Genomic DNA, 24,417 nt, shown 5'->3' on the forward strand with positions numbered 1-24,417 from the left:
TTTTATAGACTATATAGAATATTCTGACAAATTATTGTATTTTCATTTTTTTAGTGATAAAATAGCTCTATGTAAATTTACGGGGAGGTCAAAAAGATAACATATGGAATTCAAATATAACGGAAAAGTTGAATCAGTGGAACTCAATAAATATTCTAAGACATTGACTCAAGATCCAACACAACCAGCGACTCAAGCGATGTACTACGGCATTGGTTTTAAAGATGAGGATTTCAAAAAAGCTCAGGTCGGAATCGTCAGCATGGATTGGGACGGAAATCCATGTAATATGCACTTGGGAACACTTGGGAGTAAAATCAAAAGTTCTGTCAACCAAACTGACGGATTGATTGGACTTCAATTTCATACTATTGGAGTTTCTGATGGAATTGCTAACGGAAAGCTTGGCATGAGATATTCTTTGGTCAGTCGTGAAGTGATTGCTGACAGCATCGAAACCAACGCTGGCGCAGAATATTATGATGCCATCGTTGCCATTCCCGGTTGTGATAAAAATATGCCAGGGTCAATCATCGGAATGGCTCGCTTAAATCGTCCGTCAATTATGGTCTATGGTGGAACGATTGAACATGGCGAATATAAAGGTGAAAAATTAAATATTGTTTCGGCCTTTGAAGCTCTGGGGCAAAAAATCACTGGAAATATTTCTGATGAAGATTATCATGGCGTTATTTGCAATGCCATTCCAGGACAAGGGGCTTGCGGAGGAATGTACACTGCCAATACCCTGGCTGCTGCTATTGAAACTTTAGGAATGAGTTTACCTTATTCCTCTTCCAATCCAGCAGTCAGTCAAGAAAAACAAGAAGAGTGTGATGAAATTGGTTTAGCCATCAAAAATTTATTAGAAAAAGATATTAAACCAAGTGATATCATGACCAAAGAAGCTTTTGAAAATGCCATAACAATTGTCATGGTCCTTGGAGGCTCAACCAATGCTGTGCTTCATATCATTGCAATGGCAAATGCCATTGGTGTAGAAATTACGCAAGATGATTTCCAACGAATTTCAGATATTACCCCTGTTCTTGGCGATTTCAAACCGAGCGGAAAATATATGATGGAAGATCTGCACAAAATTGGTGGCCTTCCTGCTGTTTTGAAATACCTACTTAAAGAAGGAAAACTTCACGGTGATTGTTTGACCGTCACAGGTAAAACTTTGGCTGAAAATGTTGAAACAGCATTAGATTTGGACTTTGACAGCCAAGATATTATGCGACCACTAAAAAATCCAATTAAAGCTACTGGACATTTACAAATCTTGTACGGTAATCTTGCCCAAGGGGGTTCTGTTGCAAAAATTTCTGGTAAAGAAGGCGAATTTTTCAAAGGAACTGCTCGTGTTTTTGACGGAGAACAACACTTTATCGATGGCATTGAGTCTGGCCGATTGCATGCCGGTGATGTTGCGGTCATTAGAAATATTGGCCCAGTCGGAGGTCCGGGAATGCCAGAGATGTTAAAACCAACTTCAGCATTAATTGGAGCCGGACTTGGAAAATCTTGTGCCCTAATTACTGACGGAAGATTTTCTGGTGGCACACACGGCTTTGTTGTGGGTCATATCGTCCCTGAAGCAGTTGAAGGTGGGTTGATTGGTTTAGTTGAAGATGATGATATTATCGAAATTGATGCGGTGAATAATAGTATTAGTTTAAAAGTTTCTGATGAAGAAATTGCTAAACGACGTGCCAATTATCAAAAACCAACCCCTAAAGCAACGCGTGGTGTCCTTGCAAAATTTGCCAAACTTACACGCCCCGCTAGTGAAGGTTGCGTTACAGATTTATAGAAAGGTTTGAATGAAAAAAATAAAGTTAGAAAAACCTACTTCCGGTTCCCAACTTGTTCTCCAAACCTTAAAAGAACTTGGAGTAGAAATTATTTTTGGTTATCCTGGTGGGGCCATGCTCCCCTTGTATGATGCGATTCATAATTTTGAAGGAATTCAACATATTTTAGCCCGTCATGAGCAAGGAGCAACGCATGAAGCCGAAGGTTACGCTAAATCGTCTGGTAAAGTTGGTGTCGTCGTTGTTACGTCTGGACCGGGAGCGACTAATGCAGTAACCGGAATTGCTGACGCTTATCTTGATTCAGTCCCATTGTTAGTTTTCACAGGTCAAGTTGGCCGTCAGTCAATTGGTAAAGATGCTTTTCAAGAAGCAGATACTGTTGGAATTACAGCCCCAATTACAAAATATAATTATCAAATTAGGGAAACTGCAGATATTCCAAGAATTGTTACAGAAGCCTATTATTTGGCAAGGACAGGACGTCCTGGACCAGTAGAAATTGATTTACCAAAAGATGTTTCCACCCTTGAAGTCACTGAAATTAATGACCCAAGCTTGAATCTTCCTCATTATCACGAAAGTGAAAAAGCGACTGATGAACAATTGCAAGAATTACTGACAGAACTTTCTGTCAGTAAAAAACCAGTCATTATTGCTGGCGGAGGAATTAATTATTCTGGCTCAATTGATATTTTCAGAGCATTTGTCGAAAAATATCAAATTCCAGTTGTTTCTACATTGCTTGGCTTAGGAACATTACCAATCAGCCACGAATTGCAACTAGGAATGGCAGGAATGCACGGTTCATACGCTGCAAATATGGCTTTAGTTGAAGCTGACTATATTATTAATTTGGGATCACGTTTTGACGATAGAGTTGTATCCAATCCTGCAAAATTCGCTAAAAATGCTGTCGTTGCTCATATTGATATTGACGCTGCTGAACTTGGCAAAATTGTAAAAACCGATATTCCAATCCTTTCTGATTTGAAAGCGGCTTTAAGCAGACTTTTGCAATTAAATAAGGTCAGGACTGACTTTAATGATTGGATTAAAACTGTCACTAAAAATAAAGAGAAAGTACCATTTACTTATGAGCCACAAAACCATGATATCCGTCCACAGGAAACAATTAAATTAATTGGAGAATACACTCAAGGAGATGCAATCATTGTAACTGACGTTGGGCAACATCAAATGTGGGTGGCGCAATATTATCCTTATAAAAATGCAAGGCAACTTATTACTTCTGGGGGAATGGGAACGATGGGCTTTGGCATTCCTGCAGCAATCGGTGCAAAGCTGGCACAGCCAAATAAAAATGTCATTGTTTTTGTTGGCGATGGTGGCTTTCAAATGACTAATCAAGAATTAGCATTACTTAATGGCTACGGTATTGCAATCAAAGTTGTTCTGATTAATAATCATTCATTGGGAATGGTACGTCAATGGCAAGAATCATTCTATGAAGAACGACGTTCACAATCGGTTTTTGATGTTGAACCCAATTTTCAATTGTTAGCCGAAGCTTATGGCATCAAACATGTTAAGTTAGATAATCCAAAAACTTTGGCTGATGATTTAAAAATTATTACAGAAGATGAGCCAATGCTTATTGAAGTTCTAATTTCAAAATCTGAACATGTTTTACCAATGATACCAGCTGGATTACACAATGACGAAATGATTGGACTTCATTTTACTGATAATAATGAGGAGGTAGATAATGCGTAGAATGATTATCGCAAAACTTCATAATGTAACAGGAATTATGAATCGATTTACCGCCGTTCTCAATCGAAGGCAAGTGAATATTCTCTCAATTACCGCTGGAGTTACAGAAAGTCAAGACTTAACTCATACCACTTTTGTTATTGAAGTTGATCATCTTGATGAAGTAGAACAAATCATTAAACAATTAAATCGCTTAATAGATGTGATTGAAGTAGCTGATATTACAGATTTGCCTCATGTAGAACGTGAAGTCGTCTTGATTAAAGTATCAGCTCCACCGACCATTAGGGCAGAAATTTTTACAATGATTGAACCTTTTAGAGTAAATGTAGTTGATGTCAATCTGGAAAATGTCACCATTCAATTAACGGGTGATTCAGCAAAAATCGAAGCACTTATTGATGTTGTTAGTCCTTATGGCATTCTAAATATGGCTCGGACAGGTAGTGCAGGTTTTGAGCGTGGCTAAATTTAAATAAGTTAACAAATAAATAGAAAAATAGAGGAAACAAAAATGGCAGTTACAATGTATTATGAAGATGATGTAGAAGTATCAGCACTTGCTGGAAAGCAAATTGCAGTAATCGGTTATGGTTCACAAGGACATGCTCACGCACAGAATTTGCGTGATTCTGGTCACAACGTTATCATTGGTGTGCGCCACGGAAAATCTTTTGATAAAGCAAAAGAAGATGGCTTTGAAACATTTGAAGTAGGAGAAGCGGTAGCTAAAGCTGATGTTATTATGGTTTTGGCGCCAGATGAACTTCAACAATCCATTTATGAAGAGGACATCAAACCAAACTTGAAAGCAGGTTCAGCACTTGGTTTTGCTCACGGATTTAATATCCATTTTGGCTATATTAAAGTACCAGAAGACGTTGACGTCTTTATGGTTGCACCTAAGGCTCCAGGTCACCTTGTCCGTCGGACTTATACTGAAGGTTTTGGTACACCAGCTTTGTTTGTTTCACACCAAAATGCAAGTGGTCATGCGCGTGAAATCGCAATGGATTGGGCCAAAGGAATTGGTTGTGCTCGAGTGGGAATTATTGAAACAACTTTTAAAGAAGAAACAGAAGAAGATTTGTTTGGAGAACAAGCTGTTCTATGTGGAGGTTTGACAGCGCTTGTTGAAGCCGGTTTTGAAACACTGACAGAAGCTGGATACGCTGGCGAATTGGCTTACTTTGAAGTTTTACACGAAATGAAATTGATTGTTGACCTCATGTATGAAGGGGGTTTTACTAAAATGCGTCAATCCATCTCAAATACTGCTGAGTTTGGCGATTATGTGACTGGTCCACGGATTATTACTGACGAAGTTAAAAAGAATATGAAGCTTGTTTTGGCTGATATTCAATCTGGAAAATTTGCTCAAGATTTCGTTGATGACTTCAAAGCGGGGCGTCCAAAATTAACAGCCTATCGCGAAGCTGCTAAAAATCTTGAAATTGAAAAAATTGGGGCAGAACTACGTAAAGCAATGCCATTCACACAATCTGGTGATGACGATGCCTTTAAAATCTATCAGTAATTTCTCTTATTGATTGAACAAAAACATAAAAGCATTTTATGGAGGAATGACATAAATGATAAGTGCCAAAGAGGTTGAAGATGCCTATGATTTGTTAAAAGCAGTTGTCACTAAAACACCTTTACAATTAGACCCTTACCTTTCCAATAAATATCAAGCAAATATTTACTTAAAAGAAGAAAACTTACAGAAAGTTCGTTCTTTTAAATTACGAGGAGCTTATTATTCTATCAGTAAATTATCTGATGAGCAACGCTCTAAAGGAGTGGTTTGTGCCTCCGCAGGAAATCATGCACAAGGAGTTGCTTTTGCTGCAAATCAATTAAATATTTCTGCGACAATTTTTATGCCCGTTACCACACCTAACCAAAAAATTTCACAAGTTAAATTTTTTGGCGAAAGACATGTAACAATTCGTTTAATTGGTGATACTTTTGATGAATCAGCCAGAGCAGCAAAAGCTTTTTCTCAAGATAATGACAAACCATTTATAGACCCTTTTGATGATGAAAATGTAATTGCTGGTCAAGGGACAGTGGCTTTAGAAATTTTTGCGCAAGCTAAAAAACAAGGAATAAGTTTAGATAAGATTTTTGTACAGATTGGTGGAGGTGGTTTAATTGCAGGAATTACGGCCTACAGTAAGGAGCGCTATCCCCAAACTGAAATTATCGGAGTTGAAGCAAAAGGGGCAACAAGTATGAAAGCTGCCTACTCTGCTGGTCAGCCCGTCACCTTGGAACACATTGATAAATTTGCTGACGGAATTGCGGTTGCGACTGTCGGTCAGAAAACTTACCAACTTATTAATGACAAAGTGAAACAATTGCTTGCGGTTGATGAAGGTTTAATTTCTCAAACCATACTCGAATTGTATTCAAAATTAGGTATTGTCGCCGAACCAGCAGGTGCAACATCTGTTGCCGCACTTGAACTTATTAAAGATGAAATCAAGGGTAAAAATATTGTCTGTATCATCAGCGGCGGAAATAATGATATTAGTCGAATGCAAGAAATTGAAGAAAGAGCTTTGGTTTATGAAGGTCTAAAACATTATTTTGTCATTAACTTTCCTCAAAGACCAGGAGCCTTACGAACTTTTGTCAGTGATATTTTAGGGCCAAATGATGATATTACCCGATTTGAGTACATCAAAAGGGCTGATAAAGGTAAAGGACCTTGTCTTGTTGGGATTTTACTTTCAGATGCTAGTGATTATGATTCATTGATTAATCGGATTGAAAGATTTGATAATCGTTATGTTAACTTACATGGAAATGATAGTTTATACGAACTTTTGGTCTAACTAACCAATTGGTTTGAGCCATTTTCTAGTTTCAATTCTCTTTAAATCACTAGAAATTTGATATAATTTAATTAATAAATTATTTAAATTTAATGAGATAGAAAAGAGAAATATCATGACAGAAATCACACAACTTTTTCAATATAATACCCTTGGAGCTTTAATGGCAGGCCTTTACGAGGGGACAATGACAATTGGTGAACTTCTGAAACATGGTGATTTAGGAATTGGAACTTTAGATTCTGTTGATGGAGAATTGATTGTTTTGGACGGCAAAGCCTACCAAGCTAAAGGTGATAAAACTATCGTCGAATTAACTGATGACATCAAAGTTCCTTATGCTGCGGTTGTTCCCCATCAGGCAGAGGTAGTTTTTAAACAAAAATTTACAGCCAGTGATAAGGAATTAGAAGACCGAATTGAAAGCTATTTTGATGGGCAAAACTTATTTCGCTCAATCAAAATAACAGGTGAATTTCCAAAAATGCACGTTCGTATGATTCCACGGGCTAAATCAGGGACAAGATTCGTAGAAGTTTCACAAAATCAACCCGAATACACTGAAGAAAATGTCAAAGGAACAATTGTTGGAATTTGGACTCCAGAAATGTTTCATGGTGTGAGTGTTGCTGGTTATCATCTTCATTTTATTAGTGATGATTTTACTTTTGGTGGACATGTCCTTGATTTTATTATTGATAATGGTACTGTTGAAATTGGCGCAATTGACCAATTGAACCAGTCATTCCCTGTTCAAGATCGCAAATTCTTGTTTGCTGACCTTGATATTGAAGCACTAAAAAAAGATATCGATGTAGCTGAATGATAATCACTAGATTTCTTTAGCTATATTAAAGGAGAAATCTATGAAAATTATTGCAACATCAGGTGCACCAGCCGCTATCGGTCCTTATGTTCAAGGCAAAATTGTCAATGGTTTACTCTATGCATCAGGCCAAATTCCGTTGAATCCAATAAATGGAGAGATTGTTGGAGATAGCATTGAGAATCAAACCGAACAGGTGATGAAAAATATTTCTGCTATTTTGAAAGAAGCTCATTCTGATTTTGACTTAGTCATCAAAACAACATGTTTCTTGAAAAATATTGAAGATTTTTCAAGATTTAATGCAATTTATTCAAAGTTTTTTGATAAGGAATTCCCAGCGCGTTCCGCTGTTGGAGTCGCAGGATTACCTAAAAATGTTCTTATTGAAATAGAAGTCATTGCAGAAGTTAAATCCTAAAATTAAAACATATTAGCTATAAAAATTACTGACAAGATTTCTGTCAGTAATTTTTTTGGTTACAAGTCAGTCTTTTTTACGTATAGAAAATTATAAACCAATTTTAAAATTGCTGACAAAGTTGTCAGTAAAAAATGGAGGAATTATGATAACAAATTTTGATTTATATCGTTGGAAAAAAGCTGGCATGACCAATTTAGGAGTAAATAAACTTTTAAAATTTTTTCATAGATATGATAAAAAAATAAGTTTAAGACAAATGGGACAAGTAGCACAACTTAAATCAATTCCCAACTTTATTGAACAATATAAAAATCAAGACGTAAGTAAACTGAGAGAAGAGTATAAAATATACCCATCATTTTCTCTTCTTGATGAAATTTATCCCGAAAGGCTCAAGGAAATTTACAATCCACCTGTTCTATTATTTTATCAAGGAGATATAGGACTCTTAAAAACTCCTAATTTAGCTTTTGTTGGTAGTCGACAAGCAAGCTCACAAGGAATTAAAGCCGTTCAAAAAATTGTGACAGAGTTGAACCAAAATTTTACGATTGTCAGCGGACTCGCTAAAGGAATTGATACAGCAAGTCATCTTTCTGCCATTAAAAATAAAATCCCTACAATTGCAGTTATCGGTACAGGCTTAGATATCTTTTATCCTTTAGAAAATCGAAAAATTCAAGAATATCTTGCTAAAAACCAACTCATACTATCAGAATATTCAGTCGGAGAAAAACCACTTCGCTATCATTTTCCTGAACGCAATCGTATCATTGCGGGACTTTCACATGGTGTAGTAGTGATAGAAGCAAAGTTACGAAGTGGTAGTTTAATTACTTGTGAGCGCGCTCTGGAAGAAGGAAGAGATATTTTCGCTGTACCAGGAAACATAGCAGATGGATTTTCAGATGGCTGTAATCATCTAATACAACAAGGAGCAAAATTAATCTATCAAGCCCAAGATATCTTAGAAGAATATTTGTATGATTAAAAAAGCCTTTATCACCTTGCACCACATGACTTAAGTCGGTTTTTATAGTACAAAAAAATATCAAGTTCTACTATAAGAAAACTAAATAGCTTGACATATTGAAGAAAAGCATTTATTATGAGAGAGTGAATTTAATGTAAATAAGAGTATTAACACCTCTTAAACTATTATTTTACTTCCACATTCGATATATACCTCTATGAATTAAGATACAATAACTAAAAGATAGTGGATACCCAAAAGAATAAATAGGAAAAATTATGCCAACTTCAACTAAAAGTAAAACAAAAACAACTACAAAGAAAAAAACAACACGAAAAAGAGTCACTCCAGGTAAAAATCTGGTTATTGTAGAATCGCCAGCAAAAGCTAAAACAATTGAAAAATATTTAGGGCGAAACTACAAAGTTGTGGCTTCAGTAGGTCATATTCGTGATTTGAAAAAATCAACCATGTCTGTTGATATAGAGAATGACTATGAACCCCAATATATTAATATTCGTGGGAAAGCCCCATTAATCAACTCTCTCAAAAAAGAAGCAAAGGCTGCCAAAGCCGTCTATCTCGCAAGTGACCCGGACCGTGAAGGTGAAGCAATTTCTTGGCACTTAGCACATATCTTAAATCTTCCACTTGAAGAAAAAAATCGAGTGGTCTTTAATGAAATCACTAAAGATGCTGTTAAAAATGCCTTTAAGGAGCCGCGTCAAATTGATGTGGACCTAGTTGATGCCCAACAAGCACGCCGAGTTCTTGACCGTTTGGTGGGTTATTCAATTAGTCCTATTCTATGGAAAAAAGTCAAAAAAGGACTTTCAGCAGGTCGAGTTCAATCTATTGCCTTAAAACTAATTGTTGACCGCGAGAATGAAATTAATGCTTTTATTCCAGAAGAGTATTGGTCAATTGATGGTGAATTTAAAAAAGGAACTAAAAAATTCAAAGCATCCTTCTGGGGAATTGACGGAAAAAAACATCCTTTAAAAACCAATGAAGATGTCACCAAAGTCATGGAACGTTTAGACGGTCCTGATTTTAACGTAGATAAAGTTGAAAAGAAAGAACGTCGCAGAAACGCTCCTCTTCCTTATACAACTAGCTCAATGCAACAAGACGCGGCTAATAAACTTAACTTTCGTACCCGTAAAACAATGATGGTTGCTCAACAGCTTTATGAAGGTCTTACTTTAGGAAGCCAGGGCCATCAAGGTTTAATTACCTATATGCGTACAGACTCAACACGTATTTCTCCTGTTGCACAAAGTGCAGCTCACAATTATATTGCTGATCAATTTGGAGAAAAATATAGTAAACACGGTTCAAAAGTTAAAAATGCCTCTGGAGCCCAAGATGCCCACGAAGCAATTCGACCTTCAAATGTCTTTAACACTCCAGACGCCATTGCTAAATATCTAGACAAAGATCAACTAAAACTTTACACACTCATCTGGAATCGTTTCGTTGCCAGTCAAATGGTCGCAGCTATTTTCGATACTGTTAAAGTAAATCTGTCTCAAAATGGTGTTATCTTTATTGCTAATGGTTCACAAGTGAAATTTGACGGTTATCTGCGAATCTACAATGATTCTGATAAATCAAATATGCTTCCAGAGATGGAAGAAAATGAAACTGTCAAAAAAGCGAATGTTAAACCAGAACAACATTTCACTCAACCACCAGCTAGATATTCCGAAGCAACACTCATCAAGACATTGGAAGAAAATGGAGTGGGACGTCCCTCAACCTATGCGCCTACACTAGAAACAATTCAAAAACGTTACTATGTGAGATTGTCAGCAAAACGTTTTGAACCTACAGAGCTTGGAGAAATTGTCAATAAGCTTATTGTTGAGTTCTTCCCTAACATTGTAAATACTGAATTTACAGCTGAAATGGAAAAAGATCTTGATGAAGTTGAAGAAGGAAAACGTCAATGGATTGAGGTTGTTGACCAATTTTACAAACCCTTTGCAAAAGAACTTGAAAATGCCGAAGAAGGTATGGAAAAAATTCAAATCAAGGATGAACCTGCTGGCTTTGACTGTGATGTTTGTGGAAGTCCGATGGTAATTAAGTTGGGACGTTTTGGAAAATTTTACGCTTGTAGCAACTTCCCAGATTGCCGAAACACCAAAGCAATTGTCAAAGAAATAGGCGTAAAATGTCCACTTTGCCATGAAGGAAATATTATTGAACGCAAAACAAAGAAAAATAGAATTTTCTATGGTTGTGATCGTTACCCAGACTGTGAATTCACAAGTTGGGACAAACCTATCGGACGTGATTGTCCTAAATCTGGACATTTTCTTGTTGAAAAGAAAGTTCGTGGTGGCGGTAAACAAGTGGTATGTTCAAATGATGAATGTGATTATCAAGAAGAAAAACAAAAATAAAAGGCGCTTCCGCGCTTTTTTATTATATTAATCAATGGAAAAATTTACTAAATTTAGATATAATTGGGACTATGAAAAAAACACATATTAACGTTATTGGAGCGGGACTTGCTGGTTCTGAAGCTGCTTATCAAATTGCTAAGCGTGGCATTCCCGTTAAACTATACGAAATGCGAGGCGTTAAACAAACCCCTCAACACAAAACAGATAAATTTGCTGAACTAGTCTGTTCAAATTCTCTTCGTGGAGCTGCAATCACTAACGCGGTTGGTCTCTTAAAAGAAGAAATGAGAAGACTTGATTCTGTAATTATCAAGGCAGCGGAAGTGACTCAAGTACCTGCTGGAGGAGCCTTAGCTGTTGATAGAGAAGGTTTCTCTGATTTTGTCACAAGAGAAGTTTCTAACCATCCATTGGTTGAAGTAATTCGTGAAGAAATTACTGATCTTCCAGAAGATGAAATTACAATTATTGCTACTGGACCTCTAACTTCAGATAAATTAGCAGAAAAAATTCATGAGTTTAACGGTGCGGATGGCTTTTATTTTTATGATGCAGCAGCACCGATTATTGACGCCAACTCGATTAATTTTGATAAAGTCTATAAAAAATCTCGATATGATAAAGGTGAGGCTGACTATATCAACTGTCCAATGACCAAGGAAGAATTTCAAGCCTTTCAAGAAGCTTTAATTTCTGCTGAAGAAGCTCCTTTAAACTCTTTTGAAGATTTAAAAGTCTTTGAAGGTTGTATGCCTATTGAAGAAATGGCCAAACGTGGTTATAAAACGATGCTATTTGGCCCGATGAAACCTGTTGGATTGGAATATCCTGAAGATTATAAAGGACCCAGAGACGGTGATTTTAAGACTCCCTATGCAGTTGTTCAACTTCGCCAAGATAATGCTTCCGCATCTTTGTACAATATCGTAGGATTTCAAACTCATTTAAAATGGGGAGAACAAAAACGAGTTTTCCAAATGATTCCAGGTCTTGAAAATGCTGAATTCGTTCGTTATGGAGTCATGCATCGTAATTCTTACATGGATTCTCCAAATCTTCTTAAACAAACCTTCCAATCTCGCAAACAAGAGAATCTGTTCTTTGCAGGACAAATGACAGGAGTAGAGGGCTATGTAGAATCAGCTGCTTCTGGTTTAGTTGCTGGAATTAATGCTGTCAAACTCTTTAATGACGAAGAAGTAGTTATATTCCCAAAAACAACGGCGATTGGAAGTTTACCTTACTACATCACCCATACTGACAGCAAACATTTTCAACCAATGAATGTAACCTTCGGAATTGTTGAAGAATTAGAAGGCCCACGAATTCGTGATAAAAAAGAACGTTATACTAAGGTAGCAGAGCGTGCTTTAAATAGCTTAACAGATATTATTTCAAAAGATAATCTATAACAAATAAAAAACACTTGGAATTTGAATCAAGTGTTTTTTATTTGTTATAGATTATCTAGAGCATTTTTTTGTTCTTCATTGATAATATGAGTATAAAGGTCTGTAACTTGAGTTGAAGCATGCCCTAACTGATTGCTCACCAATACCTGAGAATTTGTTTGAGCATAAAGTCGAGTCGCAAGTGTATGTCTAAGCTTGTGAGGGGTCACTCGCACTTTAAAAGCTTGAGAATATTTAGCAACTAATTTTTCAACACTAGAAGGATCTATTCGGCTAGGAACATCTCTATAAAGTGTCACAAAAAATGCCGTATCTTTCGCTGTAGTCTTATAACGTTGACTTCGTACTTCCAAGTATCTTTCAAAATAAGTTTTGGCAAAAGGAGCATAAGGAACAGCATCCCTTTTTCCTCCTTTACGAGTCACCTCAACAACCATAGTAATAAGATTTAAATCTCTTAAATCTACATTAACTGCCTCAGAAAGACGAATACCAGAGGCTAAAATAAGTGCAATAATTGCTAAATCACGTTCTTTATTTTTGAAAAAACTAGAACGAGCTCTATTTGATAATGTTTTTTCATATTCATTATCAATATAGTCAAGAAAACCTTGAGTTTCATCTCCCAAAAAAAGCTTCCCTTTAATATTCTCAGCACGAGAAGCTAAAGTTTCGGATTTTTTCTTAGTCTGTACCTTCTTCATAACATTACGATAGAAGTAAGGCTCACCATCTTCATTTTCAACCTCTTCAGTAAGGTATTTATAAAGACTAGAAAGAGCAGATAGAGTACGATTAATTGTTGTTTGACTTACCCCATAACGAGTAGAGCGCGTATTTAAACGGGGTCTCTCCCTAAGATAGAGGATAAATGACTCCAAATCTCGTTTAGTTAAGTTTTCTAAAACAGAGAGGGAAACATCAGTTATCTTATCAACATCAGCAACTCCAGAATCGACCAACCAACTAAAGAAACGTTCATATTCTTTAAGATATTCATAAAGTGTATTCAAACTATAAGGAATAGTAAGTTTAGATTGATAATATTCTAAAACATAAGAAGGCATGATATGTTTTAGTTTTTCAATATTTTGTATTAATTGTTCACGTTTCATAGATTTAAGTATACCAGAAGAGATATCCAATTGTCAAGAAAATTACAGTTTTTCGGAAAGATGTTACTTAAAACATATAGGAGTTCTGTGTCACACCTTTCCAAAAGGGTTCGTAAACCTTGCTATTATAAGGTTTTTGTAACACATTGCTCTCCTGATTTTTGTTCTAAATATCTTTCTAAAAAATTTTTTCAGAAGTTTTTTCGCTTTTCACAGAAACACCCTTTTTTGATAGATAAATACGTATATAGCCATTCACAAAAAAGAGAGATTCCGATTAAGAATCTCCCTTTTACATCATCTGACTTGACTTTTTATGCATATTTATTTATAATATCATTAAGTAAGTCGATTGAACGGTATGGTTCTTAATCGGCAGGTCTGATAAAGTTGGTGCTTAATCAGGCCTTTTTTAGTTGCCTTAATTATAGCATAAACTATTCTTGCGTGCAAGGATTTTTTTGTTAAGCTCTATTATGCTAATTAATCGGCTTTTGGTGGGTATTTAACTTCCATTGTTTTTCTGTCAAAGAATGCTAAAACTTCCTGTTTAACTTCAAATTTGTGCCAGGTATCTCCGTTTTTCCAATACAAAAATCCATCCTTTGAGGTAACTACGGCAACAATCTTAACCCTCTGTGGCCCACTTTTGGTTTCAACAGCCGCCTCGTCGCCTTTACGTAGTCTAATTGGTTGTAGGTGGTCTGGTACCTTCCAATAGCGTTTATGTTTGTCAGTTCCGTTAATATGGACTGCTTGAATGATTTTCATGGTTACTCCCCTGTCATTTAATTACGTTAACCTGATTATATCAAAAATTACACGGTAAATAAATTTTAGATAGTTTGTGAATTTTATAACTTGCTTAATGCATCTTTAGCTTCAGCACTGACAATGTGGGTATATAGTTCTGTAGGTTTAGTTGATGAATGCCCTAATTGATTGCTGACAAGAACTTGAGAGTGACTGACATTATAGAGCCTCGTTGCGAATGTATGTCTTAGTGTATGAGGTGTCACACGAACTTTATAGGCTTCTGAATACTTCGCCACTAGCTTATTTATTGAAGCGTTAGAGATTTTTCTTATTTTTTGGTCGTAATCTGTTATGAAAAAGGCTTGTATCTCAGTATCTATGCTACTTCTTGTCACAAAATAATTATTTATATATTTGTGTGAAAACTGGGCAATCGGGACAACGTCTTTTTTTCCCTCTTTTCTCATCACATTTACTTTCCCAGTTTCAAGGTTTAAATCGTGTAGATTGATCCCTACAAGTTCCGCACAACGTAATCCAGAAGATAAAAAAAGACTTAATATAGCTAAATCTCTGATTTTATTTTTCTTAAAACTTGTTCTCGCACGGTTACTGACAGAGTTTTCATAGTTATGTTCAACAAATTCTAAAAAGGCTTTGGTTTCGTCACCAAGGAATAGTTTACCTTCCAGTTGAGCCGCACGGTAATGCAAGGTCTCGCTTTTTTTTCGGATATGAATTAAACGACTGACATTTCTGGTCATGTATGTATTTCCATGTTCATCTTCAGTTTGCTCACATAAATAGTTATATATGCTCTTAATCGCTGCAATTGTTCGATTTAAAGCTGAAGTATGTGTATTTGACCCACATTTAGATTCCAAACGTAGTCTCTCATGTAACACAAAGTCCTCCAATTCATGTTTGGTAACATTTTCCAATTCTTGCAAGGTAATTTTTTTGATTTGATTATGATTTGTTATACTACCATCAATGAGCCATTGGAGGTACTTTCTAAAGTCTAAGCAATATTCATATATTGACGCTTCACTCAGCGGAACAACTCTTTTCGATTGAATATATTCGTTAACATAATTTGGAAATTCTAGCATTAGTTTATTAACATTGTATTGATAACCATGGTTTTCTGACATCTCTTTTACTGTTCCTCAACATTTTCTATTCAAATTAGAATATATTGTAGTTAAATATTAAAGTATTGTCAATTTTTGTATAAACTCATAACTTAATACTTTGCGGTCTGTTTTTTCCTGACCGCTTTTAATTTTGGACTTTTTTATTAATTTTATTCATCCTCATCTTTTCAAATATTTTTTTGTAAAAGATATTTTATTTGTTAGTATTTTTAGTTTGTTAATAGTGGGTAATTTGTAGTGGCTGATTTAACGGAATCTGGTAAATCCGTAATCCGATAAATCCAGTTTCTGGAATATCCGTAATACGGAAAAGGCGTTCTACGGTTACCGAAATACGGATTTTCAGTATTACGGCATTTTGTCCGAAAAACGGGTTTTCAGTATTTCGGTATTTATATCTCATAAACAGGTTTCAGCATCGTGTAAGTGTAAAGAAATTATTAAAATGATACATATCTTTCCGAAAAAGTTTGCTTTTTCTCAAAGTAAGGCTATAAATTATTGTAAGTCCAGTATCAAGAACGATGACACTTTTCAATACTGACCCTAATACCGACTCTGATACTGACCTTAATACTGACCTCAATACTGATATCTTTTATTTCAATACAAAAAGCCCATTTCTGAAAAATCATGTGAATTCAGAAACGGGCTTTTAGGGCTGTTCAAGTTCTCTAAAATAACTTTCTCAAATTTTAAGAATACCTCTTTTGGTTTGGGTTCAATTTCCAAGTGGAGTTCTACATATCCCGAAATTAATATTCTCAATTATAGAAATTTCGTTTTTTATTAAAGGGAGTGGTGAATCTTCAAATAGTTTATCAATTTTATTTTTTAATAAATTATAGTCTTGAGTATCTTCTTTTTTTAATAAAGAATCAAACCATTGTTTGACTTCTAATGGATATAGATTCCCTGCAATAGAAGATAATCCATTATACCCTAAACAGATTTTTTTCTCTAACTCCTTTTCACCTCCAGCAAAATAAATAAGCGGACTATCAATTACCTCGTTCAATACTGATATCTTTTGTGGATCACCAGCTTCTTTTATTCCAGAGATATAATGATTATCTATCAAATCTTTATATGATTGTATAGACAAGTCAAATCCAGTTCTTAGCGGGTTGTTATATATTACTGCTTGTTTATTTACCCTTTCAATGATTGAAGTTGTATAATTCAATGCTTCTTTTTGAGTAGGTAATATATATGGAGGGTATCCAATTAAAACACTTGATATTTGAGGCACCCTGCTTATTTTCGATGCAAGCTGTTTGGCTTCAATTTGTCTTATACTTGATATTCCAAACAGAATTTCAAAATCAGAACTTACATCTAAACGTTCTAAATTTTCAACGAGTTCAATCTTTTCACTTAAATTTAAGGAATGTTGCTCGCCTGTTGAGGCACATAGCAAAACAGAGTTGACTCCTAATTTTTTCAAGAAGCGAATGTGCTCAAGAGTTGCGTCAACGTTTAAATCTTCATTTTCATGAAAGGCAGTGGGTACTGCAATGTGATAGTTGTTAGTTAACGACATATTGTTATTTTGCTCCTTTTTTATCTATTATATCTTAATTTTCTCAGTACATTTGATTGTCAAAATTTTCTTCTTTTTCACTTTTAATCTGAAGTATTATATTTTATTTCAAAAGTAAAAATGACTACAAACGAAATAAACATTATGATGCTTATTCCAATATAAGTTTTATAGCTTAAGGAATCTATAAAATTAGAAAATAAGAGACTTCCCAGGGGTTGTGCACCATCAAATGCTAGAAAAGCTAATCCGAAAACTCTCCCTAAGTATTTGCTATCTGTTTCTTTTTGAATAAATGTCGGTATACTCCCAAATAATTGAGCTTGGACAAATCCAAATACGGCAACCATTCCTAACCAAGTATATTGATTAAAATAAGAAACTACTCCCAATAATATTAGTGAAAATATTACTAACTCAAGATATATTTTTGAACTGTTGATACTTTTAGTTTGTCTTGCAAGATTTACGCCTCCTGCCAATCCTCCTAATGACATTAATAGTAAAGCTATACTATATATACTAACATTGCTTTGAAAATAGTTTTTAGCTAAGTAGGGAATCAATAATATAAACCCTGAATAACATAAATTAAAAATTCCCATTGCAGAGATTAATAATATAAGTTTTCTAGTTCTCCTAATATACTGAAACCCCTCAATGAGATTCTCTATAAACTTTCCGCTTATATTTATTGAATAGGACTTAGGAGAGTCAATTCTATTATTTATTAATGCTGCAAGCAAAAAAAGAAGTCCATTTACCAATAAGAATTGATTAAAAGAGAGTTTCCCTAAGGAAAGGAGAATACTACAAATGAGTGGTGCAAGAATACTAGCAAATCCATATATTGTATTAGAAATTGCGTTAAATTTTTGAATTTTATTCGATTTAATAACACTAGGAACTAAAGCTTTTACAGAGGGGTAGTTAATTGCCAACATAATGTTTAGAGAAAAAGTAGTTACTATTAAGAGTAAGGTCTGTGGGTGATTAGAATTTACAAGTATTGCTCCTCCAAAATTTACTAGTGCTGACAATAAATTTGTCAGGAGGATAAGTACTTTAGGGTTATATTTATCAACTAATACTCCGACAAACACATCAGTAATGATAAAAGCAACACCGCTTACTGCCTGTATAATTCCTAACTGTTTTGTTGTCCCTGTGGCCTCTACAATTAACCAATTAAGTCCAATTAAATAAACCGAAAGCCCTAATTGTGATACAAAAGGGCTCATCATTAAAGGGATATGTTTATTTTTGAGGTTTTGTAAATACTTCAATTTGCCCCTCTATGCCTAATATATTTTGAATACGGTATTTTAATTCGAGTATGGCTTTCTCACTTATTATTTGTTGCTCTTCATTAATTGCTTCAATTACCATAATTGCATCGGTTGTATTTTCAGTTAACATCGTTCTTTGTGCTTCACGCCAGTTAAAACTCCGACAAATTGCTCCCTCATTATCATAATATATAACTTCACCTGGTAATGCTGGGTCATCTTTATCTGAACCCAAAGGTCTAAAAGCCTCACCTCCATTAGCAGTTCCTAAATGCATGATATCAGAAATCTTGTTTAAGTCTTCACCACCACACGGAACACCATATTCTAAAGAAATACTGTTGTAGATATCTACTAAAGGGTTTATTGAATTGAATTTTTGACCTTGACTCACTCGTTTTAATAAAGCTTCAATTGATGAACGTGCTCCTTTTTTCTTTTTAAACTTCGTAAAAGCTTTTCTCCAGTCTTGAATGATTGCATTTGAAGAAAAAGTGTCCTCTGTTAAATGCTTTTCAGATTTTATGGTGGAACTATTCAATAATTCCTGCGTTCTGGCAATAACTGCTGACGGAACTTTATTATCAATGCCTTTTATCGTTAAAACACTTATACTTGCCTCAGGAAATATATCCCAAAAGCTATTATCTACTTTAAATTTAGAATCCATATTGTTCTCTCCTTTGTTTCACTCATTTATGATTAGCTTCATCAGAATATCTCTTTGCTTTTCTCCACCAAGTTCAAATACATGTTCACTAAAGCAAACGAAATTCATTTTTTTATAGAAATTTAGTGCATTTATATTTTCTTCCCATACACCAAGCCAAGCACTCGTTTTTTGTAGCTCTTTTGCTTTTTCGATGGCGTAGTTTAAGAGATATTTTCCAAGTCCTAAACGTTTGAAATTAGGTTTTATATAAATCCTCTCTATTTCTAAAGCATTTATGTCATGTGTTTCCGTTTGAGCATTTGAGACGTTTAGCTTTAAATATCCTGCTAATTTTTTTTTGTAGTAAACAAAATAAAAATTCGAATCAAGATCTGAAAGTTCCGATTTCAATTGCTCAAGATTATAAGCATTCTTTAAATATTCTTTTAGATTCGCTTCATCGTTGGCATCTTTAAATGTATCGGAAAAAGTTTCAATACTTATTGTTTGTAATTGTTTAACGTCTTGTAGGGTTACTACTTTTAATATTATTTCTACTTCTTGTTCCATTTAATAATTTCTTTTGATTCCTTTCTTGACATCCAACCAATTTTGCGAGATATTATCAGCCATTTTATTTATTACTTCAACAAATACTTCCATTTTTTCAGGTGAAATATTTTCTGTTGCAACTTTTGTCGAGTATTCATTTTCACGAATAATAACTGGATAAATTTCCTCCCCTTTTTGGGTAATAAAGAGATGCTTTTCTTTTTTATTCACTAAGTCATCCTTTTTAGTGATTAATCCTTTTTCTTCTAACTTATTAATTGCTCTATTGGCAGTAGATTTGTCTACACATAACAGTTCTGATAAACGATGTTGAATGATGCCTGGATTTTCTTTAATCCGACTCAAATAGAGATATTGACCTTTAGCCAAATCAAATTGTGCAAATTCAACGTTACTAATCGAATCTAGAGAACGAGAAATTGTTCCAATTTGTCTTAATATTTCACTTTCCATTTTTAAACTCCTTCGTTAGAAAATATTATACTTCTTTTTTAGTGCATTTGCAACTAAAAATTTTTAAAATAAAAAGCTATCTTTTGACAACTTTTTATTTTATTATATGTTTCAAAGGACAATCTAAAGTAGAATGTTTAACTTCAGATTGTTTTCTTTATAACTCTCCAGTCAAGAACTGTGCTCTACCACCAAAAAAACTCCAGTCTTCATCTGTATTAATTGAAATATTAATCATAATATCTTCTTTTCGTATCTTCATTTTATCATGTAACTCAGAAACTAAGTTTTTGTAAAAATTTTGTTTTTGAGTTGTTGTCCTTGGTCTTGAAATTAATGAAAATACCAGTATCTCTGAGGTTCGAGAAATTCCCAAACCAGTATCAAGTACTTGCATTTCATAAGGTTCATGTTGTGATACAAGTTGATATCTATCTCCTTCTGGAGCATCAAATGACTCAAGCATAACTTGATAGGATATATCAAGTATTTTTTTTATATCTTCTTCTGTACGTCCTTTAATCATATCTATTTTCATTAATGGCATATTTTCTAATCCTTCTATTTTATAAAATATTGTTTTATCAATTCTGCAGTTATCTTTGAATGAGTTTCTAAAGGGAAATGACCTGTGTCAAGTAGAGCAACTTCTGTATTCGGATTATCGTTTTTAAAGGCTTCAGCACCACTTGGAATAAATGAAGGGTCATTCTTTCCCCAAATTGCGATTAACTTCGGAGTATTAGTGCGAAGATACTTTTGGAAAATAGGATATTTTTTTATATTGTTTTGGTAATCAAAAATCAAATCTAACTGTCTTTCTGCATAACCCGATGTTTTAGTGTAGGCTATATCTAAAGTATATCCATCAGGAGATACAGAACCTTCTTTTGTTCCGTGTTTATATTGTCCAATTATGGTATCAGGAGCAAAAGCATTTCTATAGCTCTCTCTTTTTTCCAAAGTCAGATTTTACCAGTAATCTTTCCTTATTTCCCACTTCTTGCCCAGGCCTTGTTTGTAAATATTACCATTTTGACTAATGATTCCTAAAATCTTTTTTGGATATTTTGAAGCTATTCTAAAACCAATAGGTGCACCATAGTCAAACACAAACATATAAAAATTATTGACTTCGATTTTATCCAGGAACTTTTCCATTATTTCTGCGATATGGTCGAAAGTATATAGAAATTCTTTATGATCTGGAGAACTTGATTGTCCAAATCCAGGATAATCCGGCGCAATTAAATGAAAATCATTTTGTAGTTCTGGAATTAAATCTCGAAACATATGACTTGCTGATGGAAAGCCATGAAACAATACCATAGTAGGTTTAGTTATTTTCCCTGCTTCTCTGTAAAAGATATCTAATCCTTCAATATTTGTTGTTTTATAATTAATCATGTGTATTTAACCTCCAATAATTTTCTGTTAGTAGAGATGTCATCTCGACTTTTTTGTTCCCTAGTTCTTTATCAGTCAGTTTTTTTAATTGACTTAAACAATCATTTGCCGTCTCTAAAACTTCAGAGCTGTTTGAGCTCAAATGGAATAATTTCTTTCTTCCTGAGGTTTCAAAAACCACTAGTCCACGCTCTTGGAGAAAATTTAACATTCTAGAAACAGATGTTCGCTCATAACCAAGGTCTTCTGCAATTTTTGTAATGGAACTTTTTGGATAATCTTCTAAATATAACAAAATATAAGCATACGCTGGAGCTAACCCAGTAGGTTCAAATATTCTATTCGTTATCTGTTCTACTTTTCTAAAATATCTTGCTGCCGTAAAATAAGCACACTCATTATAAAATTTATGCAAATTGCTTCTCCTTGCTATAGTGTACATACACTATAACCTATTATTATTATTTTGTCAAAGATAAAGTTGTAATTGTATAAAGGTTAGTGATGCAGTATTAGTTAGTATCTATGTTATTTTTTTATTATTTACAAGAGTTTCAATATTTAGCAACTCCATTATTAATTAAAGAAGATCGTTTGCAATCTTCATAGTTAATTTTATGTAGATAAAATCTAAACATTATGCTAATAGTTATCTAAATAAATAAATAAACAAACACATAATATGGCGTTTGTTTACTTCTGAAAAAATATATTATTATTTAATATCCTTCTTTGATAATAAGCGTAAAGCATTTAATGTAACAATTACTGCCATTCCTGTATCGCTTAATACAGCTAACCAAATAGGTAATACTCCACCAAATACGGCTATAAGTGCTATCAATTTAATCAACAATGATAATGTGATATTCTCTTTAATAATACGAACGGTTGATTTGCTGAGTAATAAAAGGTATGGCAACTTATTAAGGTTATCAGCCATAAGTACGATATCTGAGGTTTCCATTGCTGTATCCGTACCTGCTCCACCCATCGCAATACCTAAGTCACTTGTTGCAAGGGCAGGAGCATCGTTAATTCCATCCCCTATCATGGCAACGGTATGGTTTTGTTGTAGCACCTCTATTTGTTTCGCTTTATCTTGAGGCATCAATTCAGCACTCGTATCACTTAATCCCGCTTGTTTTGCAATATTGGAGGCAACTTTTTGATTGTCGCCAGTCAACATTACTAACTTCTTAATCCCTACTGATTTTAATTTCGAGATAGCTTCAATGCTACTTTTTCGAAGTGTATCTTGAACCAAGAATGCTCCGATTATAATCTTTTCTCTCCCAACAAAAATAACAGTATTTCCATTTGATTCTGACATTTTCTTGAAGGATTCTTGTTGGCTTGTTAAATTAAAGAGTTTAGATGAACCAATTGAATAACTTTTTCCTAAAATTTTTGCAGTCATCCCTTTTCCAACAATATTTTGTTCATCTGTGACCTTTAAAATGTGTGCCTCTTTTGCTATAGCATAATTAACAATGGATTTCGCAATCGGATGAGTTGCGTTTTGTTCAAGGCTTCTCGAGATTGAAAGAATTTCTTGTTTCGTTCCTTCAAAAACCTCTACTTCTATGACTTCTGGTTTACCCTCTGTGATTGTCCCAGTCTTGTCAAAAGCAATCGCAGAAATTTTTGAAGCTGTTTCTAAATAACTTCCACCTTTAACTAAAACCCCATTTTTAGCTGCATTTCCTATTGCAGATACAATAGAAACTGGAGTAGAGATAACAAGAGCACAGGGGCAAGCAACAATGAGTAATTCCAGTCCCTTAAAGATTGAATCTTTTAAATCCATTCCCCAAAATGGTGGAAGTATCATTGTTAGTATTGCAACTAAGAAAACGATAGGAGTATAAATTCTTGAAAATTTATCTATAAATGCTTCGCTTGGTGCTTTTCTCTCTTCAGCTTCCTCAACCATTTTAACAATTTGAGAAATTGTTGAATCGGAGGCAACTTTTGTTGTTCTTACTTCAATAGTTCCAGATTCATTAATACTTCCTGCATATACAGAATCACCAATCCTTTTTGAAATGGGAATAGACTCACCAGTAATAGATGACTGATTAATGTTTGTACTTCCTTTTTCAATAATACCATCAAGAGCAATTTTATCACCAGAACGAACAAGAATTCTATCACCAACTTCAACAGATTTACTTTCTACTTCTATCCATTCCCCATTTCTATATAGAATTGCATTATCTGGAGCCAAAGACATCATATCTTTAATACTTTGTCTTGTCCTGTTAACAGCTTTATTTTGTAAGTAGATCCCGATTACAAAAAGATAGAGCACTGTAGCCCCTTCGCTCCATTGTCCTATTAGTACTGCACCGATTGAAGCAATGGACATCAAGACATTCATATCCAATGACTTTGCTCTAATTCCAAACCAAGCACTCCGAAAAGTTTTAAATCCTGCTAGACCCATCGTTAAAGCATAAAAGATATTCGAGAACATAGAATTAATTATTAAAAATTGAAAGGTTAATCCAATTGCAAATAATAGTGTAGAAATAAGAACTATCTGCTCTTGTGAAATTGATTCTTTCTCTACCACGTTGTCATCGTCCACTAAACTTGCAGAATAACCAAGTTGTTTAACTTTTTTTAATACATCTTTTTTGGCTATGTGCATTGAGTTAGTGACTACAGTCATCTTACCTGTAGAAAAATTTACTTTAGCATCATCAATTTCTCGAATAGAAGCAACGCCTTTTTGAATTGTTAAAGCACAAGAGCCACAATCCATACCTGTAACATTATAAATGTACGTTGATTCGCTATTATTTCTAATTCTACTGCTTACTATGTCTGGTTCATCTTCACAACAGCCATCTGAATCAGAATCCTCTCCAGAATCTTCATCACAGCAATCATCTTTGTTTTCGACATTTATCTCATCATTTTTTTCAGCACAATCTGGACAATTACAACCTTTTTCTACCTTAGGTTTGCAACAGTCATCTTGACATGTATTCTTTTTTCTATTGAATATTTTAAACATT

23 protein-coding genes are annotated in these 24,417 nt (G+C 34.3%); 10 read left to right on the top strand and 13 right to left on the bottom strand.

The features are described from left to right. Positions 1-103 precede the first annotated feature (103 nt). From ilvD to trmFO, 10 genes are all read left to right on the top strand, one after another. The gene (ilvD, locus tag IAE52_RS01580) at positions 104-1,816 is read left to right on the top strand and encodes a dihydroxy-acid dehydratase (RefSeq protein WP_014570601.1); all 1,713 of its coding nucleotides are present in this window, start codon (positions 104-106) and stop codon (positions 1,814-1,816) included. Between the two features lie 10 nt (positions 1,817-1,826). Further along, complete coding sequence (locus tag IAE52_RS01585) at positions 1,827-3,554, top strand: acetolactate synthase large subunit (RefSeq protein ID WP_109990887.1); 1,728 nt, start codon at positions 1,827-1,829, stop codon at positions 3,552-3,554. Beyond that, positions 3,547-4,023 (top strand): acetolactate synthase small subunit, encoded by a 477-nt coding sequence (gene ilvN / locus IAE52_RS01590; RefSeq protein ID WP_010905839.1) that lies wholly within the window; start codon positions 3,547-3,549, stop codon positions 4,021-4,023. Before IAE52_RS01585 ends, ilvN begins: the two co-directional genes overlap by 8 nt. A 45-nt stretch (positions 4,024-4,068) precedes the next feature. Further along, positions 4,069-5,091, top strand: coding sequence for a ketol-acid reductoisomerase (gene ilvC / locus IAE52_RS01595; protein WP_017864494.1), 1,023 nt, complete (start codon positions 4,069-4,071; stop codon positions 5,089-5,091). A 55-nt stretch (positions 5,092-5,146) separates the two neighbouring features. Further along, the gene (gene ilvA, locus IAE52_RS01600) at positions 5,147-6,397 is read left to right on the top strand and encodes a threonine ammonia-lyase IlvA (RefSeq protein WP_033899597.1); all 1,251 of its coding nucleotides are present in this window, start codon (positions 5,147-5,149) and stop codon (positions 6,395-6,397) included. Positions 6,398-6,512: 115 nt separating this feature from the next. Then, positions 6,513-7,223 (top strand): acetolactate decarboxylase, encoded by a 711-nt coding sequence (gene budA, locus IAE52_RS01605; RefSeq protein WP_033899624.1) that lies wholly within the window; start codon positions 6,513-6,515, stop codon positions 7,221-7,223. A gap of 40 nt (positions 7,224-7,263) precedes the next feature. Then, positions 7,264-7,644, top strand: a complete 381-nt coding sequence (locus IAE52_RS01610; RefSeq protein WP_033899622.1) for a RidA family protein — start codon at positions 7,264-7,266, stop codon at positions 7,642-7,644. Between the two features lie 145 nt (positions 7,645-7,789). Beyond that, a complete protein-coding gene (gene dprA, locus IAE52_RS01615; protein ID WP_200136634.1) occupies positions 7,790-8,638 on the top strand; it encodes a DNA-processing protein DprA in 849 nt (282 codons plus the stop codon). 260 nt (positions 8,639-8,898) lie between these two features. Beyond that, entirely contained in the window at positions 8,899-11,031 is a 2,133-nt protein-coding gene (topA, locus tag IAE52_RS01620; protein ID WP_033899618.1) for a type I DNA topoisomerase, read from the top strand. A gap of 71 nt (positions 11,032-11,102) precedes the next feature. Then, the gene (gene trmFO / locus IAE52_RS01625) at positions 11,103-12,446 is read left to right on the top strand and encodes a methylenetetrahydrofolate--tRNA-(uracil(54)-C(5))-methyltransferase (FADH(2)-oxidizing) TrmFO (RefSeq protein ID WP_003131150.1); all 1,344 of its coding nucleotides are present in this window, start codon (positions 11,103-11,105) and stop codon (positions 12,444-12,446) included. 44 nt (positions 12,447-12,490) lie between these two features. Here the strand turns inward: trmFO and xerS (IAE52_RS01630) are convergent, their stop codons facing one another. From xerS (IAE52_RS01630) to IAE52_RS01685, 13 genes are all read right to left on the bottom strand, one after another. Next, positions 12,491-13,561 (bottom strand): tyrosine recombinase XerS, encoded by a 1,071-nt coding sequence (gene xerS, locus IAE52_RS01630; RefSeq protein ID WP_003131037.1) that lies wholly within the window; start codon positions 13,559-13,561, stop codon positions 12,491-12,493. A gap of 483 nt (positions 13,562-14,044) precedes the next feature. Continuing rightward, positions 14,045-14,332: a hypothetical protein gene (locus IAE52_RS01635; protein ID WP_015426413.1), complete on the bottom strand. Its 288-nt coding sequence runs from the start codon at positions 14,330-14,332 to the stop codon at positions 14,045-14,047. An 83-nt stretch (positions 14,333-14,415) separates the two neighbouring features. Then, positions 14,416-15,471 carry a tyrosine recombinase XerS gene (xerS, locus tag IAE52_RS01640; protein WP_200136635.1) on the bottom strand — a complete coding sequence of 352 codons (1,056 nt, stop codon included), beginning with the start codon at positions 15,469-15,471 and terminating at the stop codon, positions 14,416-14,418. A 724-nt stretch (positions 15,472-16,195) separates the two neighbouring features. Further along, positions 16,196-17,017: a dihydrodipicolinate synthase family protein gene (locus IAE52_RS01645; protein ID WP_109990938.1), complete on the bottom strand. Its 822-nt coding sequence runs from the start codon at positions 17,015-17,017 to the stop codon at positions 16,196-16,198. 83 nt (positions 17,018-17,100) lie between these two features. After that, on the bottom strand, positions 17,101-18,303 hold the full coding sequence (locus tag IAE52_RS01650; RefSeq protein WP_109990939.1) for an MFS transporter: 1,203 nt from the start codon (positions 18,301-18,303) through the stop codon (positions 17,101-17,103). Beyond that, on the bottom strand, positions 18,275-18,976 hold the full coding sequence (locus tag IAE52_RS01655; protein ID WP_109990940.1) for a B3/4 domain-containing protein: 702 nt from the start codon (positions 18,974-18,976) through the stop codon (positions 18,275-18,277). The genes IAE52_RS01650 and IAE52_RS01655 overlap by 29 nt, the downstream gene beginning before the upstream one ends. Before the next feature lie 18 nt (positions 18,977-18,994). Next, a complete protein-coding gene (locus IAE52_RS01660; protein ID WP_109990941.1) occupies positions 18,995-19,528 on the bottom strand; it encodes a GNAT family N-acetyltransferase in 534 nt (177 codons plus the stop codon). Next, on the bottom strand, positions 19,529-19,984 hold the full coding sequence (locus IAE52_RS01665) for a MarR family winged helix-turn-helix transcriptional regulator (protein ID WP_058208608.1): 456 nt from the start codon (positions 19,982-19,984) through the stop codon (positions 19,529-19,531). A 157-nt stretch (positions 19,985-20,141) separates the two neighbouring features. Beyond that, positions 20,142-20,531 (bottom strand): tautomerase family protein, encoded by a 390-nt coding sequence (locus IAE52_RS01670; protein WP_058218299.1) that lies wholly within the window; start codon positions 20,529-20,531, stop codon positions 20,142-20,144. Between the two features lie 14 nt (positions 20,532-20,545). Beyond that, positions 20,546-20,947: an alpha/beta fold hydrolase gene (locus IAE52_RS11495; protein WP_233610936.1), complete on the bottom strand. Its 402-nt coding sequence runs from the start codon at positions 20,945-20,947 to the stop codon at positions 20,546-20,548. A gap of 9 nt (positions 20,948-20,956) precedes the next feature. Continuing rightward, positions 20,957-21,391 carry an alpha/beta fold hydrolase gene (locus IAE52_RS11500; RefSeq protein WP_233610937.1) on the bottom strand — a complete coding sequence of 145 codons (435 nt, stop codon included), beginning with the start codon at positions 21,389-21,391 and terminating at the stop codon, positions 20,957-20,959. Next, complete coding sequence (locus tag IAE52_RS01680) at positions 21,384-21,806, bottom strand: MarR family winged helix-turn-helix transcriptional regulator (RefSeq protein WP_058218301.1); 423 nt, start codon at positions 21,804-21,806, stop codon at positions 21,384-21,386. Before IAE52_RS01680 ends, IAE52_RS11500 begins: the two co-directional genes overlap by 8 nt. Before the next feature lie 300 nt (positions 21,807-22,106). After that, on the bottom strand, positions 22,107-24,416 hold the full coding sequence (locus tag IAE52_RS01685) for a cation-translocating P-type ATPase (protein WP_109990943.1): 2,310 nt from the start codon (positions 24,414-24,416) through the stop codon (positions 22,107-22,109). Position 24,417: the final 1 nt, after the last annotated feature.

The sequence above is a fragment of the Lactococcus sp. S47 genome, assembly GCF_016517475.1.
GTDB lineage: Bacteria > Bacillota > Bacilli > Lactobacillales > Streptococcaceae > Lactococcus > Lactococcus lactis.